The sequence below is a fragment of the Tabrizicola sp. genome (genome assembly GCF_016793705.1).
Taxonomy (GTDB): domain Bacteria; phylum Pseudomonadota; class Alphaproteobacteria; order Rhodobacterales; family Rhodobacteraceae; genus Tabrizicola.
On sequence record NZ_JAEULO010000043.1, the window covers coordinates 55,433 to 69,257 of the forward strand.

Here is a 13,825-nt window from a genome sequence, read left to right on the forward strand (position 1 = left end):
CGCAGGCGTAAGACGACTCATGAGGGGGAAGACCATGGACAAGACCACCAGATCGCTTTCGTTGCCCGAAGCCCCGCGCGAATTCGGCTTCTGGTTGGATGGCGTCTGGGAAGCTGGGCGAGATTTCTTCGACCGCAGTTCCCCGGGGCACGGAACGCCGGTGACGCGCATCCCGAAATGCACGGTGGATGACCTGAACGCCGCCGTTTCCGCCGCGCGCCGCGCGTTCGAGGATCGCAGCTGGGCCGGCTTGCCGGGGGCCGAGCGGGCCGGGGTACTGCTGCGCACCGCAGAAATCCTGCGTCGCCGCCGCGACGAGATCGCCTATTGGGAAGTGCTGGAGAACGGCAAGCCCATCGCCCAGGCGCGGGGCGAGATCGACCATGCCATCGCCTGCTTCGAGGTGGGGGCCGGCGCGGCGCGGATGCTGCATGGCGACAGTTTCAACAGCCTTGGCGACAATCTCTTCGGTATGGTCCTGCGCGAGCCCGTCGGCGTCGTGGGGCTGATCACGCCCTGGAACTTCCCCTTCCTGATCCTGTGCGAGCGGGTACCCTTCATCCTCGCCTCGGGCTGCACGATGGTGGTGAAGCCTTCGGAAGTGACCAGCGCGACCACTCTCCTGCTCGGAGAAATCCTGGCCGAGGCGGGGTTGCCGAAGGGGGTCTACAACGTCGTTACCGGATCGGGCCGAACCATCGGTCAGGCACTGACCGAGCATCCGGATGTGGACATGCTGTCGTTCACCGGATCGACCGGGGTGGGGCGGTCGGTGGTTCATGCCGCCGCCGACAGCAACTTCAAGAAACTGGGGCTGGAACTGGGCGGCAAGAATCCGATCATGGTCTTTGCCGATGCCGATCTGGAAGATGCCGCAGACGCCGCCGCCTTTGGCATCAGCTTCAACACCGGCCAGTGCTGCGTGTCCTCCAGCCGCCTGATCGTCGACCGCCGTGTTGCACTCGAGTTTGAAAAACTTCTGGCGGCCAAGATGAACAAGATCGTCGTCGGAGATCCCCTGCACGAGACGACCCAGGTCGGGGCCATCACCACGGATGCGCAGAACCAGACGATCCTGTCCTATATCGAAAAGGGCAAGGGCGAGGGGGCAAGAGTCGTGACCGGCGGCTCTGCGCTGGATCTTGGCCGGGGCAGCTATATTGCGCCGACGCTGTTCACCGGCGTGAAACGGGAAATGTCGATCGCCCGGGACGAGATCTTCGGGCCGGTGTTGTCTTCATTCCAGTTCGAGACGGTGGAGGAGGCGATCCAGCTTGCCAACGATACCGTCTACGGGCTGGCGGCAAGCGTCTGGTCGAAGAACATCGATACCGCGCTAACCGTCTCGCGCCGGGTCCGTGCCGGGCGGTTCTGGGTCAACTGCATCATGGCCGGGGGGCCGGAAATGCCGCTTGGCGGATTCAAGCAATCCGGCTGGGGCCGCGAAGCTGGCATCTACGGTGTCGAGGAGTACACCCAAGTGAAATCGGTCCATGTCGAAATCGGCAAACGCAATCACTGGATCAAGTGAGATGGCCAAGGGATATGACTATGTGATCGTGGGCGGAGGTTCGGCAGGTTGTGTCCTCGCCGCCCGCCTGTCCGAGGACCCCGCTGTTCGGGTCTGCCTGATCGAGGCGGGGGGCAAGGACAGCAATCCCCTGATCCATATGCCGGTGGGGTTTGCCAAGATGACCACCGGCCCGCTGACCTGGGGCCTGGTGACGGCGCCGCAGAAACACGCCAACAATCGCGAGATTCCCTACGCTCAGGCCAAGGTGCTTGGCGGCGGCTCATCCATCAACGCCGAGATTTTCACGCGTGGTCATCCGTCGGACTATGACCGCTGGGCGAATGAAGAGGGGGCCGAGGGCTGGGGATTCAGGGACATCCAGAAATACTTCCTGCGCTCTGAGGGCAACACCATCCTGTCCGGGACATGGCATGGCACAGATGGTCCGTTGGGTGTTTCGAACCTTCCCGCGCCGAACGCGATGTCGCGCGCCTTCGTGCAAGGTGCTCAGGAACTGGGTCTGCCCCACAGCGCGGATTTCAATGGTGCGGTGCAGGAAGGCGCCGGGATGTACCAGCTTACGGTCCGGGGAAACCGGCGCTGCTCGGCGGCGGTGGGCTATCTCCGCCCGGCTCTGAAGCGGCCGAACCTGACGCTGATCACCGGCGCTCTGGTGCTAAGGCTGGTATTCGCGGGAAAGCGGGCAGTTGGGGTGGAATACGCCGCTCGCGGTCAGGTGGCGGTCGCGCGGGCGGAGAACGAAGTCATCGTGACCTCGGGGGCCATCGGCAGCCCGAAGCTTCTGATGTTGTCGGGGCTTGGGCCCGCAGCGCAACTGCGCGCGCAGGGGATCGAGGTGCAACAGGACCTGCCGGGGGTCGGCCAGAACCTGAACGACCATTTCGGCATCGATATCGTGGCCGAGCTCAAGGGCCACGACAGCCTGGATAAATACGGCAAGCCGCATTGGGCGCTCTGGGCCGGCATGCAGTATTTCCTGTTCAACTCTGGCCCCGTCACCTCGAACGTGGTCGAGGCAGGCGCCTTCTGGCATTCGGACGGGCAGGTGGCCAGCCCCCCGGATTTGCAGTTCCACTTCCTGGCAGGTGCGGGCGCCGAGGCCGGGGTTCCAAGCGTGCCGAAGGGATCGTCAGGCATCACCCTGAACAGCTATACGCTGCGGCCCAAGGCGCGTGGGTCCGTCACGCTGCGGTCGGCCGATCCGCGCGACCTGCCGGTCGTCGATCCGAACTTCCTGGGCCATCCCGACGATCTGAAGATTTCGACCGAAGGGGTGAAGATCAGCCGGGAAATCTTCAGCCAGCCATCGCTTCAGAGATACATCAAGACTATCCGCTTCCCCGACACGAGCGTGAAGACCCAGGCCGATTTCGAGGCCTATGCGCGGCAGTATGGTCGGACGTCCTACCACCCGACCTGCACCTGCAAGATGGGCAAGGACGAGATGTCGGTCGTCGACCCGCAGTTGCGGGTGCGTGGCGTGGACGGGTTGCGTGTCTGTGACAGTTCGGTGATGCCCTCGCTGATCGGGTCGAACACCAATGCACCGACCATCATGATCGCCGAGAAAGCCGCCGACATGATCCGGGGCAATCACTAGGCACGAAGGGGGGCGGTCGTGCCGCCCCGTCGCGCTTCAGTCGAAATCGGGGGCGTAGGGCACCCGGTCCCTGCTGATGATGCGGTAGCCAGTAGCTGTCATCGCCTCGATCCGCGCCATGTCGATCGCCGACAGGGTGAAGTCCATGACCTCGTAATTCGCGCGGATGTTGGCAGGTCTCGTCGACATGGTGTTGATCGTGACACCCTTTTGCAAAATCCAGCGCAGCGCGACCTGGGCGGCGGACTTGCCGTAGCCCGCACCGATTTCCGCGAAGAGCGGATACTTGAACACCTCGCCCCGCGCGACCGAGCAGAAGGAGGACAGCGGGATGCCGGTCTCGATCGACGCAGCCAGCAGGCGTGACTGGTCGAGGAGGGGATGAAACTCCACCTGGTTGGTCACAAGCGGCGTGTCGAGCAGGCCTCGCGCATGGCGCATCATGGCGGCGGTGTGGTTGGAAAGGCCGATGTTCGTTGCCAGTCCGCGCTTGTGGGCCTGATCCAGAAGGCGCAACGAAAGATCGATCTCGCCGCCCGGTGTGGGCCAGTGGAGAAGCAGGACGTCCACCCGGTCCACCCGCAATGCCTTCAGCGAAGCCTCGACCGAAGGCAGGAAACGCGCTTCGGTATAGTTCTCGACCCCAACCTTGGTGGTGATGCACAACCGGTCGCGCGGCACGCCGCATTCGGCCAGCGCCGCGCCGGTGTCGGCCTCGTTGCCGTACATCTGCGCCGAATCAAAAGCGCGATAGCCCACGTCGACGGCGGCGAAGATCGCAGCGCGCAGATCATCTCCCTTCAACGGGAAAGTGCCAAACGCGCGCTGATGATTAAGCTGAAACAGGATGTTCATTGTCGCTTCCCCCTCTGTCTTCTGTCCGTAGCCGAATGGGCCGGACTGCAACTGACCCCTTGAAATCAGTCGCGACTCTGAGTATCTAGTTATAACTGGTTAGTTACTTAAATGAAACCCCGAAAGGAACGAGCGGTGTCGAAGGTCAGGACTCCAGCCCAGGCAGCGCGGCTTGTCGCCGATGGCGCAACCGTCGCCGTCAATTCGTCGTCCGGGCTGCTTTGCCCCGATGAAGTGCTGAAGGCCCTGGGTGAACGCTTCCTGACGGAAGGCGCGCCGCGCGATCTGACGACCGTTCATCCCATTGCCGCAGGTGACATGTTCGGCACAAAGGGTGTGGATCACATCGCGCACAAGGGCATGATCCGGCGCATCATCGGGGGTTCCTACCCCTCTGGGCCGACAAATGCCGAACCGCCGCTGATCTGGCAGCGGATCCTGGCCGAGGACCTGGCCGCCTGGAACGTGCCCTCGGGCATCATCTTCGACATGCTGCGCGAGGGTGCTGCGAAGCGGCCCGGCGTGCTGACCAAGGTGGGGATGGACACTTTCGTCGATCCGGAACTGGATGGCTGCGCGATGAATGCCAGCGCACGGGCGATGCCGCTGGTCCGGCGGATGGATTTCGACGGGGACACCTGGCTTCACTTCCCGGCAATCCGGCCCGATGTGGCGATCATCCGTGCCTCGACCGCCGACGAGAATGGCAACCTGACCTTCGAGCAGGAGGGGGCGACGCTGGGCGCCATGGAAATGGCGCTGGCCGCCCGCAATTCTGGCGGGCTGGTCATCGCCCAGGTGCGGCGGGTGGCCGCGCAGGGGACGCTGAAGCCGCATGACGTGCGGGTTCCGGGGATCCTGGTCGATGTCATCGTCGAGGCGCCTGACCAGCTTCAGACCACGGCGACCGCCTATGATCCGGCGATTTCGGGCGAACTGTTCCGACCGCTGCACACCTTCCGCCGGGCCGAGTACAACCCGGCGAAGGTGATGGCGCGCCGCGTGGCGATGGAACTGAGGGACGGCTGGGCGGTGAACATCGGCTTCGGCATTTCGGCGAATGTACCACGCATCCTTCTGGAGGAGGGGCTGCACGGTAAGGTGACATGGGTCATCGAGCAGGGCGCGGTGGGCGGGGTGCCGCTTCTGGACTTCAAGTTCGGCTGTGCCGCCAATGCCGAGGCCTTCGTCGCCTCGCCGCACCAGTTCCTGTATTTCCAGGCGGGTGGGTTTGATTGTTCGCTGCTGTCGTTCCTGGAGGTCGGCGCGGACGGCTCGGTCAACGTCAGCCGCCTGTCGGCAACGCCGCACCGCACGGCCGGGGCGGGCGGGTTCGTTGACATCACCTCTCGCGCGCGGAAGATCGTTTTCAGCGGCAACTTCAACGCCGGCGCAAAGATGCGGCTGGAGGACGGGCGCCTTGTCATCGACAAGGAGGGCAGGATCGCCAAGTTCGTGTCCCGGGTCGATCAGGTCAGCTTTTCGGGCAAGCGCGCGCTGGCGCAGGGGCAGGACGTGACCTATGTCACCGAACGCTGCGTCATCCGCCTGGAGGAAGAGGGGCTGACCGTGACCGAGATAGCGCCCGGACTGGATTTGCAGCGCGACATCCTGGATCAGGCCGCGACGCCTCTGCGCATCTCGCCCGGTCTCAAGGAAATGGACGCAGCGCTGTTCCGGCCGGAACCTCTGGGACTGGTTCTGTGAGCGACGAGCGGCTTGATCTGGTCATCTCCGACGGCATCGCCACGCTGACGATCCGCCGGGCCGAGAAGCACAATGCGCTGGACGCCGAGATGGTCGACGCGCTCATGCCGCTATGCCGCAAGATCGAACGGTCGGATGCTTTCGTGGTGATCCTGACTGGCGAGGGTGGCAAGGCGCTGAGCGCGGGCGGGGATATCTCCGCCTGGTCGGCGCTGTCGCCAGAGGATTTCGGGCGGCACTGGCTGCGCGACGGGCATCAGGCCTTCGACTCCCTGGCCCGTCTGCGCCAGCCGGTCATCGCGGTGCTGAACGGCAGTGCCCTTGGTGGAGGACTGGAGCTTGCCGCCTGCGCCGATCTGCGCATCGCCGAGTCTCATGTCAAGATCGGCCTGCCGGAAACCGGGCTGGGCATCATTCCGGGCTGGTCCGGCACCCAGCGCACGTCCCGGCGTTTCGGCGGGCAGGTGGTCCGCCGGATGGCCCTGTTCGGCGAGGTGTTCGGCGCGGACGAGGCGCTGCGGCTTGGGCTCGTCGATCAGGTGGTGGTGACGGGGGCCGGCATGGATGCGGCGATGGAGCTTGCCGCCCGGCTGAGGGCCCGGTCGTCGCGGGCGACAGAACTCGTCAAGATGCTGGTCAACGCAGCCGAGGGTGAGGAACAAGGGCGTGTTCTGGAGGCGCTGGCCGGAACCGTTGCCGCCGCCTCGCCCGACCTGGCCGAGGGGCTGGCTGCCTATCGGGAGCGGCGCAAGCCGGACTTCCGGAAGTGAACGGGCAGGACCGCGCCTTCCTGACCGGCCTGTTCGAAGCCGTCGTCATGGCGGCGGACCCACGGAATGCGCTTGCCACCAATCTGCCAGAGCCGCCCAGGGGCCGGACGGTGGTGATCGGCGCGGGCAAGGGCGCGGCTCAGCTCGCGGCGGCGTTTGAAACCTTGTGGCGGGGTCCGTTCGAGGGCGTGGTCGTCACGCGCTATGGCTACGGATGTCCCACGCGGCAGATCAAGGTGATCGAAGCTTCCCATCCCGTTCCCGATGCGGCCGGGTTGGCGGCCAGCGCGTCGCTGTTCGACGCCGTAAGCGGTCTTACATCAGACGATCTGGTCGTGGTGCTGGTCTGCGGCGGCGGCTCGGCGCTGCTTCCCTGCCCGGCGGGCGGCCTGACGCTGGAGGACGAGATTGCGCTGAATCGCGCTCTCTTGGCTTCCGGGGCGCCGATCTCGGTGATGAACGCAATCCGGAAGCAGGTTTCAGGCATCAAGGGCGGACGGCTTGCTCTGGCCTGTCATCCAGCGCGGGTGGTGACGCTGGTCGTCTCGGACGTTCCGGGGGACGATCCGGCGCAGGTGGCGTCCGGCCCCACGGTTCCCGATGCAACAACGCGCGCGGCGGCGCGAGCCATGGCGCTGCACTGGAGGGTCGATCTGCCTCCGCGCGTTGCGACCTGGCTGGAGGGCGACGACGGCCTGGCTCCCGATCCGGCGGACCCGCGTTTTGCCGCCAACGAGGTGAAGGTCATTGCCTCGGCCCGCCTGTCGCTGGAATCGGCGGCGGCCCGGGCAGAAGGGCAGGGTGTTCCAGCCGTGATCCTGTCAGATGCGATCGAGGGAGAGGCACGCGACGTTGGCCGGGTCCACGCCGCCATCGCCCGGGAGGTGGCGCAGCGAGACAGGCCATTTGCAAAGCCCGTGGTCATTCTGTCGGGCGGAGAAACCACAGTGACGCTGCGCGGCGCGGGACGTGGCGGCCGCAACAGCGAATTCCTGCTGGCGCTGGCATTGGCCGCGGAAGATGTGCCCTTCGCGGCACTGGCTGCTGATACCGATGGGATCGACGGCTCCGAGGTCAACGCTGGCGCATTTGCCACGGGCGCGACGGCCAGCCGCTTGCGCGCGATCGGGCTTGATCCGGCGCAGCTTCTTGCCGGCAACGATAGCTATACTGCTTTCGCCGCGCTGACTGACCTGTTCGTGCCAGGGCCGACTGGCACCAATGTGAATGATTTCCGCGCCATCCTGCTGCGCTGAGGCCGGGTCAGACCTGCATCATCAGCTGGTTGCGACCGCTCTGCACCACTTCGTCGTACTGATTCAACGCAGAAACCTCGAAGCTGACGATCCCGCGATCCGCCCTTCTGCTCAGGCGCTTGCCCTCGACCACCAGAACCGAGCGAATGCTGTCGCCCAGCAGAACGGGCGCATGGAAGCTCCAGCTCCAGTTGAGCGAGGCAATCGCGGCCAGTTGCGCCGGGGCCTGGTTCTTGAGCCCGTCGATCACTGACAGCACAAGAAGCCCATGCGCCACCCGGGTCGGAAACCCGAGCCTCCGGGCGGCGGCTTCGTCCATGTGAAGGGCGAAGCGGTCGCCGCTCAGATCGGCGAACCGATCTATCATTCCGTCATCGATCATGGCGCGCCCGGTCTCGATCCGGTCGCCGACGGCAAGGTCGCCGTAGCGATGCATGCCTGCCGCAAGACGTCGGCCCGTCATGCCGGAACCGGCGCGTCTTCGCGCAGCAGACCTTTCGCTTTCAGTGCCTGCCAGAAGGCGGCGGGGATGGAGTGGTTGAACCAGTCGAGGTTCTGCCGCAGCTGGTCGACCGTCCGGGTCCCGGCGCAGAAGGACGGGATGGCCGGATGCGCGACCACGAACTGCAAGGCAGCCGCGGGCAGCGGCACCTTGTACTCGGCGCAGACCGCCTCGATCCGGGCAACTTTCTGCATCACGTCGGAGGGGGCGGCCGAGTAGTTGTATTTGGCGCCCGGTCTTGCCCCGGTGGCCAGGATGCCCGAGTTGAACCCGCCGCCGACCAGCACCGCCGCACCACGCGCTTCGCAGAGGGGAAGGAATTCGTCCAGCGCATCCTGTTCCAGCAGGGTATAGCGCCCCGCCAGCAGGAAGCAGTCGAAGTCGCGCTGCTTCAGCGCCTCATGGCAGACCTGCCACTCGTTCACGCCGACACCGATGGCCTTGACCACCCTTTCGTCCCGCAGTCTTGCAAGTGCCTTGTAGCAGCCGTCCATGGCCTGCCGGAACACCTCAGGCTGATCCTTGCCGCGGGTATAAACGTCGATGTCATGGATGAAGAGGATGTCGATCCGCTCCAGCGCAAGGCGCTGAAGGCTGTCCTCGAACGATCGCATGGTGCCGTCATAGCTATAGTCGAATTCGATGGTGAAGGGTCCGGCGTTTACCCAGGGTGCATAATTGATCGTCTCGCGCCGCGCCGGGTGAAGGACGCGACCGACCTTGGAGGCAAGAACGAAATCGTCGCGCCGCTTCCAGCGCAAGGCCTGCCCGGTGCGCAGTTCGGACAGACCGTGGCCATACATCGGAGCCGTATCAAAGAACCGGATTCCGGCGTCCCAGGCCTGCTCGAACATGGCCGATGCCGTTTCCTCGTCGATCTCCTTCAGGAAGTTGCCCAGCGGCGCCGTGCCAAAGGCAAAGGCCGTCACGTCCAGATCGGCTCGCCCGAATTTACGCGGTGTTGTCGGGTGCATACTTCCCTCCATAAGTAACCATATAGTGCATTATTGCGGCAAGCGCCGTGCGGTTCAAGGGAAATCGCGCGACGAATCTCTTGACCCTGCCGTGTCGGGCGGGTATGTAACCAAATAGTTACTAAAGGGGTGGCCAAGATGAACCTGAGCGAGATGCAGGAACAGGTCCGCGACATGGCACGGGCCTTTGCGGACGAGGTGATCCGCCCGGCGGCAGAGGTCCTTGATCGCGATGAACGGTTTCCGGCCGGGATTTATGACGAGATGGCAAAGCTTGGCCTGTTCGGCATCGGTGTGCCCGAAACGATGGGCGGGCCGGGCTTCGACACGCTGACCTATTCGGTCGTGATGGAGGAGCTTTCTCGCGGCTATGCCAGCGTTGCCGACCAGTGCGGCCTGGTGGAACTGATCTCGTCGCTGCTGGTGCGGCACGGCACCGATACGCAGCGCCGTCACCTGCCGGATATCCTGGCGATGAAGACGAAGGTGGCCTATTGCATCACCGAGCCCGAGGCCGGGACCGACGTTTCGGGCATCCGCACGACCGCCGAGAAGGATGGCAGTGGCTGGCGGCTGAACGGTGGCAAGATCTGGATCCACAATGCCCCCGTCGCCGACATGGGTTTTGTCCTGGCGCGCACCGACAAGGAAGCCGGTAACCGGGGCATGTCGATCTTCATGGTCGACCTGCACGCAGCCGGCGTCGAGAGGGGGCCGAAAGAGCACAAGATGGGCCAGCGCGCCAGCCAGGTGGGCGCGCTGACCTTCAGCGATGTGAAACTTGGCGCCGATGCCCTGCTCGGCGACGCGGGACGTGGCTTCCACATGATGATGAGCGTGCTCGACAAGGGTCGCGTCGGCATCGCCTCGCTGGCGGTGGGGATCGCCCAGGCCGGGCTGGAGGCGGCGGTCGACTATGCCGGCACCCGCAAGCAGTTCGGCAAGCAGATCGTCGAGTTCCAGGGCGTGCAGTGGCTGCTGGCCGACATGGCCAAGGACATCGAGGCCGCGCGGCTCCTCGTCCGCTCGGCGGCGTCGAAGATCGACCGGGGCGAGGACGCGACAAAGGCGTGCTCCATCGCCAAGTGCTTTGCTGGCGACATGGCGGTTGCCCGGACAGCCGATGCCGTGCAGGTCTTCGGCGGCTCGGGTTACATCCGTGGCTTCGAAGTCGAGCGACTGTATCGTGACGCCAAGATCACCCAGATCTACGAGGGCACCAACCAGGTCCAGCGCATGATCATCGCCCGCGAGCTCATGAAGAAGGGGGCGCGGGCATGAGACAGGTCGCGCTTGTCACCGGTTCCTCGCGCGGCATCGGTCTGGCTGCGGCCGAGGCATTGGCCCGCGAAGGCTTCTCGGTGGCTCTCAATGGTCCGACCGAAGATGACGAACTGAGAGGTGCTGTCGCGCGTCTCAATGCGTTGGGCGTGTCGGTGCTGGCTGCACCCTTCGACGTGACCGATCTTGCCACGCACGGACCGGCGCTGGATCGGATCGAGGCGACGCTTGGCCCGCTGACGACACTGGTGAACAACGCGGGTGTCGGCGTCCTGCAGCGCGGCGACCTTCTGGATGTATCCGAGGCCAGTTGGGATCGCTGTCTGACGGTCAACACCAAGGCGATGTTCTTCCTGTCGCAGACCTTTGCCCGGCGACTGCTGGCCCGTGTGCGTCCAGAGGGGGTCTTCCATTCCATCGTCAACGTCACCTCATCCAACGCTGTGGCCGTGGCCGTTCATCGCTCGGAATACTGTGCCTCCAAGGCTGCCGCCGCCATGGTGTCGAAGGCGCTTGCCGTGCGGCTGGGTCCCGAGAATATCGCTGTCTATGATGTGCAGCCCGGCCTGATCGCCACCGACATGACCGCATCGGTGATCGAGACCTATCGCAAGCGGGCCGAGGAAGGACTGACGCTCCTGCCGCGCGTCGGTGAACCGCAAGAGATGGGGACCATCATCGCCACTCTGGCGTCGGGTCGGCTTCCCTATACCACTGGACAGGTGATCTCGGCGGATGCCGGAATGCTTGTCTCCCGCTTCTGAGGTTTGGCCATGAAAATCGCGCTTCCCGATTCCACCGGCCGGATGGTCGAGTACCGGCTGACCGGAACGCCCATCGCGGCAGGTCGGCTGCCGAAAAACCCTGCCCGCGTCGTCTATTCGGCCGCGCATGTCGTCGCCGATCCCTTCACGGCCAATGATCCCTCGGGAAAAGCGACCATCGACTGGAAGAAGACGATGGAGTTCCGCCACTATCTCGCGGGACTCGGCCTCGGCATCGCCGAGGCGATGGACACCGCGCAGCGGGGCATGGGGCTGGACTGGCCCGGCGCGCTTGACCTCATCCGTCGCACCCGCGCAGAGCTGCCTGACGCGCTGGTTTCCAACGGCTGCGGCACCGATCACCTGGACCCCGCCGATGCCGGTAGTCTTGACGATGTGATCCGCGCCTATCTGGAACAGGTCGAGGCGATCCAGCAGCTTGATGGGCGTCTGATCCTGATGGCGAGCCGTGCGCTGGCCCGCGTGGCGAAGGGCCCGGCCGACTACCTGAAGGTCTATGACCGCGTATTGTCGGCGGCGGATCATCCGGTCGTGCTGCATTGGCTGGGCAAGATGTTCGACCCCCAGCTTGCCGGCTACTGGGGCGCCGACAGCTTCGATGAAGCGTTGGAAACGGCGCTGGAAGTGATCCACCGCAATCAAGACAAGGTGGACGGCATCAAGATCAGCCTGCTCGACAAAGAGAAGGAGATCATCATGCGCCGTCGGCTTCCGGCGGGCGTCAAGATGTATACCGGCGACGATTTCAACTATCCCGAGCTGATCGCGGGCGACGACCAGGGCTTCAGCCACGCCCTTCTTGGCATCTTCGATCCGCTCGCGCCCGCCGCCGCCCATGCCGTCGGTCTTCTCGGCAAGGGCGATGTCGCCGGTTTCAGATCTGTCCTGGATCCGACCGTGCCGCTGGCCCGGCTGATCTTCCGGGCGCCGACCCAGTACTACAAGACGGGCGTCGTGTTCCTCGCTTGGCTGAACGGCTTCCAGGACCACTTCATCATGCTCAACGGCGCACAGGCGATGCGGCCCTTGCCCTATTTTTCCGAGGTGTTCCGGCTGGCCGACGGCTGCGGTCTCCTGCGCGATCCCGAGATGGCCGTGGACCGGATGAGGAAACTTCTCGCGCTTTACGGGGCGTGAGGTGCGGGACTTCACGAATGACCATTCGGCCCTGGCGCTGAACACGGCGACGCTGGGCCACAACCTGGACGGCGCCGGGGCCGGGTGGTCGCCGGAAAGGGTGATCGACGCCTGCGCCGAACGCGGCTACGGCGGCATCGTCTTCTGGCGGCGAGAGATCGGCGCACGGGCTGTCGCGATCGGAAACCGGGCGCGGGCAGCAGGGATGCAGGTCGCCGGCCTTTGCCGGACCCCCTATCTTGTCGGCCGCGAGACGCCGGCCGCGGTGATTGACGAGGCCCGCGCCAGCATCGACATGGCCGCCGATCTGGGTGCCCCGGTGCTGACCATCGTCACGGGCGGTACCGAACCGGGCACGCTGGGTCTGGGTGAATCCGTGAAGCGCCTTGCCGACCGGCTCGCCACGCTCGCGCCCTATGCGGCCGAACGTGGGGTCTCACTGGCGCTGGAGCCCTTGAACCCGATGTTCGGCGGCAACCGTACCTGTCTGTTCACGGTGGCAGACGCGCATGACGTTTGCCACATGGTCGACGCGCCGAACCTGGGGATCGCGGTCGATGTCTATCATGTCTGGTGGGACCGCACGTTGGCCGAAGGATTGCGACAGGCACGCGGCCTGATCCTTGGCTATCATCTCTGTGATTGGCTGGAGAACACCCGCCACATGCTGCTGGATCGCGGGATGATGGGCGATGGCGTCGCCGACCTAAGGGCGATCCGCGGCGCGGTCGAGGCCGCAGGATATGCCGGTTTCTGCGAGGTAGAGGTCTTCTCGGCGGAAGACTGGTGGAAGCGCGATCCGTCCGAAGTGCTGGACGTGATCGTGGAGCGGTTCCGGCGAAGCTGCTGACGGGCGGCGCGTCTGCGAAGCCCTCCGGGGCAGACATCCAGCATTGAGCCGTCGATAGAACGGGCGTTTCAGACCCCGGCACCTTCTGATGAGACGCACGCCTTCCCGGGGCGCGGGTCAAGCAGTATCCATGTCCTTCGATAAAAACGGTGCAATATAGTCACCATTGGTGAATATTTTGATTGACAAATCTTGGAACACCCTGTCAACAGAAAGATGTGCGCAGGTTTCTGGAGCATCGCCTGTGCCAGGGAAGGATCGCATTATGGGAAACGCCACCGGCGCGGGCCCGACCCTATCACAACGTTTCCGGGCCGGGCCGATGATCGGGGCCGCCATTTTCAGTGCACGTCACCGCTCGGAACCAGGGGCATCTCGACGCCCCTGCGCCGACGACCGTCACATGACAGCTGGGCTCCAAAGAAAGACAACGCCATGAAAGACGCCAACTTCCTGAAAGCCCACAATGCCCGCTCGCTCTGGCATCCGATGACCTCGCCCTCGGACAGCGTGAAGAACGCGCCTGCGATCATCACGGGCGCGCAGGGCACCCGCATCCGCGACATCGACGGGC

General features: G+C 64.7%; 12 protein-coding genes and 1 pseudogene. 10 read left to right on the forward strand and 3 right to left on the reverse strand.

All coding sequences use genetic code 11. From position 1 onward, the window contains the following. Window positions 1-34: 34 nt before the first annotated feature. Both JNJ68_RS12510 and JNJ68_RS12515 read left to right on the forward strand, forming a co-directional pair. Complete coding sequence (locus JNJ68_RS12510; RefSeq protein ID WP_294982712.1) at window positions 35-1,531, forward strand: aldehyde dehydrogenase family protein; 1,497 nt, start codon at window positions 35-37, stop codon at window positions 1,529-1,531. Between the two features lies 1 nt (window position 1,532). After that, entirely contained in the window at window positions 1,533-3,134 is a 1,602-nt protein-coding gene (locus tag JNJ68_RS12515; RefSeq protein WP_294982713.1) for a GMC family oxidoreductase N-terminal domain-containing protein, read from the forward strand. A 36-nt stretch (window positions 3,135-3,170) separates the two neighbouring features. Here JNJ68_RS12515 and JNJ68_RS12520 read toward each other — a convergent pair whose 3' ends face one another. Continuing rightward, window positions 3,171-3,989, reverse strand: a complete 819-nt coding sequence (locus JNJ68_RS12520) for an aldo/keto reductase (protein WP_294982714.1) — start codon at window positions 3,987-3,989, stop codon at window positions 3,171-3,173. A gap of 135 nt (window positions 3,990-4,124) precedes the next feature. Here JNJ68_RS12520 and JNJ68_RS12525 point away from each other — a divergent pair, with 135 nt between their 5' ends. Genes JNJ68_RS12525 through JNJ68_RS12535 form a run of 3 tightly spaced genes read left to right on the forward strand, consistent with a single transcriptional unit; the run spans window position 4,125 to window position 7,722 of the window. Further along, the gene (locus JNJ68_RS12525) at window positions 4,125-5,696 is read left to right on the forward strand and encodes an acyl CoA:acetate/3-ketoacid CoA transferase (RefSeq protein WP_294982715.1); all 1,572 of its coding nucleotides are present in this window, start codon (window positions 4,125-4,127) and stop codon (window positions 5,694-5,696) included. Then, window positions 5,693-6,466 (forward strand): enoyl-CoA hydratase/isomerase family protein, encoded by a 774-nt coding sequence (locus JNJ68_RS12530; protein WP_294982716.1) that lies wholly within the window; start codon window positions 5,693-5,695, stop codon window positions 6,464-6,466. Before JNJ68_RS12525 ends, JNJ68_RS12530 begins: the two co-directional genes overlap by 4 nt. Beyond that, window positions 6,463-7,722: a glycerate kinase gene (locus JNJ68_RS12535; protein WP_294982717.1), complete on the forward strand. Its 1,260-nt coding sequence runs from the start codon at window positions 6,463-6,465 to the stop codon at window positions 7,720-7,722. Before JNJ68_RS12530 ends, JNJ68_RS12535 begins: the two co-directional genes overlap by 4 nt. Before the next feature lie 7 nt (window positions 7,723-7,729). Here JNJ68_RS12535 and JNJ68_RS12540 read toward each other — a convergent pair whose 3' ends face one another. After that, window positions 7,730-8,158: a MaoC family dehydratase gene (locus tag JNJ68_RS12540; RefSeq protein WP_294982718.1), complete on the reverse strand. Its 429-nt coding sequence runs from the start codon at window positions 8,156-8,158 to the stop codon at window positions 7,730-7,732. A 23-nt stretch (window positions 8,159-8,181) separates the two neighbouring features. Beyond that, entirely contained in the window at window positions 8,182-9,198 is a 1,017-nt protein-coding gene (locus JNJ68_RS12545) for an aldo/keto reductase (protein WP_294982719.1), read from the reverse strand. 138 nt (window positions 9,199-9,336) lie between these two features. Here JNJ68_RS12545 and JNJ68_RS12550 point away from each other — a divergent pair, with 138 nt between their 5' ends. The 5 genes and pseudogenes from JNJ68_RS12550 to JNJ68_RS12570 all read left to right on the forward strand — a co-directional run. After that, complete coding sequence (locus JNJ68_RS12550; RefSeq protein WP_294982720.1) at window positions 9,337-10,479, forward strand: acyl-CoA dehydrogenase family protein; 1,143 nt, start codon at window positions 9,337-9,339, stop codon at window positions 10,477-10,479. Beyond that, window positions 10,476-11,243, forward strand: coding sequence for a 3-ketoacyl-ACP reductase (locus JNJ68_RS12555; protein ID WP_294982721.1), 768 nt, complete (start codon window positions 10,476-10,478; stop codon window positions 11,241-11,243). The genes JNJ68_RS12550 and JNJ68_RS12555 overlap by 4 nt, the downstream gene beginning before the upstream one ends. Before the next feature lie 9 nt (window positions 11,244-11,252). Beyond that, window positions 11,253-12,401, forward strand: coding sequence for a dihydrodipicolinate synthase family protein (locus tag JNJ68_RS12560; protein WP_294982722.1), 1,149 nt, complete (start codon window positions 11,253-11,255; stop codon window positions 12,399-12,401). Between the two features lies 1 nt (window position 12,402). After that, window positions 12,403-13,251 carry a sugar phosphate isomerase/epimerase family protein gene (locus JNJ68_RS12565; RefSeq protein ID WP_294982723.1) on the forward strand — a complete coding sequence of 283 codons (849 nt, stop codon included), beginning with the start codon at window positions 12,403-12,405 and terminating at the stop codon, window positions 13,249-13,251. A 435-nt stretch (window positions 13,252-13,686) separates the two neighbouring features. Next, window positions 13,687-13,825, forward strand: a pseudogene (locus JNJ68_RS12570) (aspartate aminotransferase family protein); the annotation flags it as partial.

Excerpts from the sequence above, each read along its gene's own strand:
- JNJ68_RS12515 (WP_294982713.1), top strand. The coding sequence starts at position 1,533 with ATGGCCAAGGGATATGACTATGTGATCGTGGGCGGAGGTTCGGCAGGT.
- JNJ68_RS12550 (WP_294982720.1), top strand. The coding sequence starts at position 9,337 with ATGAACCTGAGCGAGATGCAGGAACAGGTCCGCGACATGGCACGGGCC.
- JNJ68_RS12545 (WP_294982719.1), bottom strand. The coding sequence starts at position 9,198 with ATGCACCCGACAACACCGCGTAAATTCGGGCGAGCCGATCTGGACGTG.
- JNJ68_RS12540 (WP_294982718.1), bottom strand. The coding sequence starts at position 8,158 with ATGCATCGCTACGGCGACCTTGCCGTCGGCGACCGGATCGAGACCGGG.
- JNJ68_RS12555 (WP_294982721.1), top strand. The coding sequence starts at position 10,476 with ATGAGACAGGTCGCGCTTGTCACCGGTTCCTCGCGCGGCATCGGTCTG.
- JNJ68_RS12520 (WP_294982714.1), bottom strand. The coding sequence starts at position 3,989 with ATGAACATCCTGTTTCAGCTTAATCATCAGCGCGCGTTTGGCACTTTC.
- JNJ68_RS12510 (WP_294982712.1), top strand. The coding sequence starts at position 35 with ATGGACAAGACCACCAGATCGCTTTCGTTGCCCGAAGCCCCGCGCGAA.
- JNJ68_RS12560 (WP_294982722.1), top strand. The coding sequence starts at position 11,253 with ATGAAAATCGCGCTTCCCGATTCCACCGGCCGGATGGTCGAGTACCGG.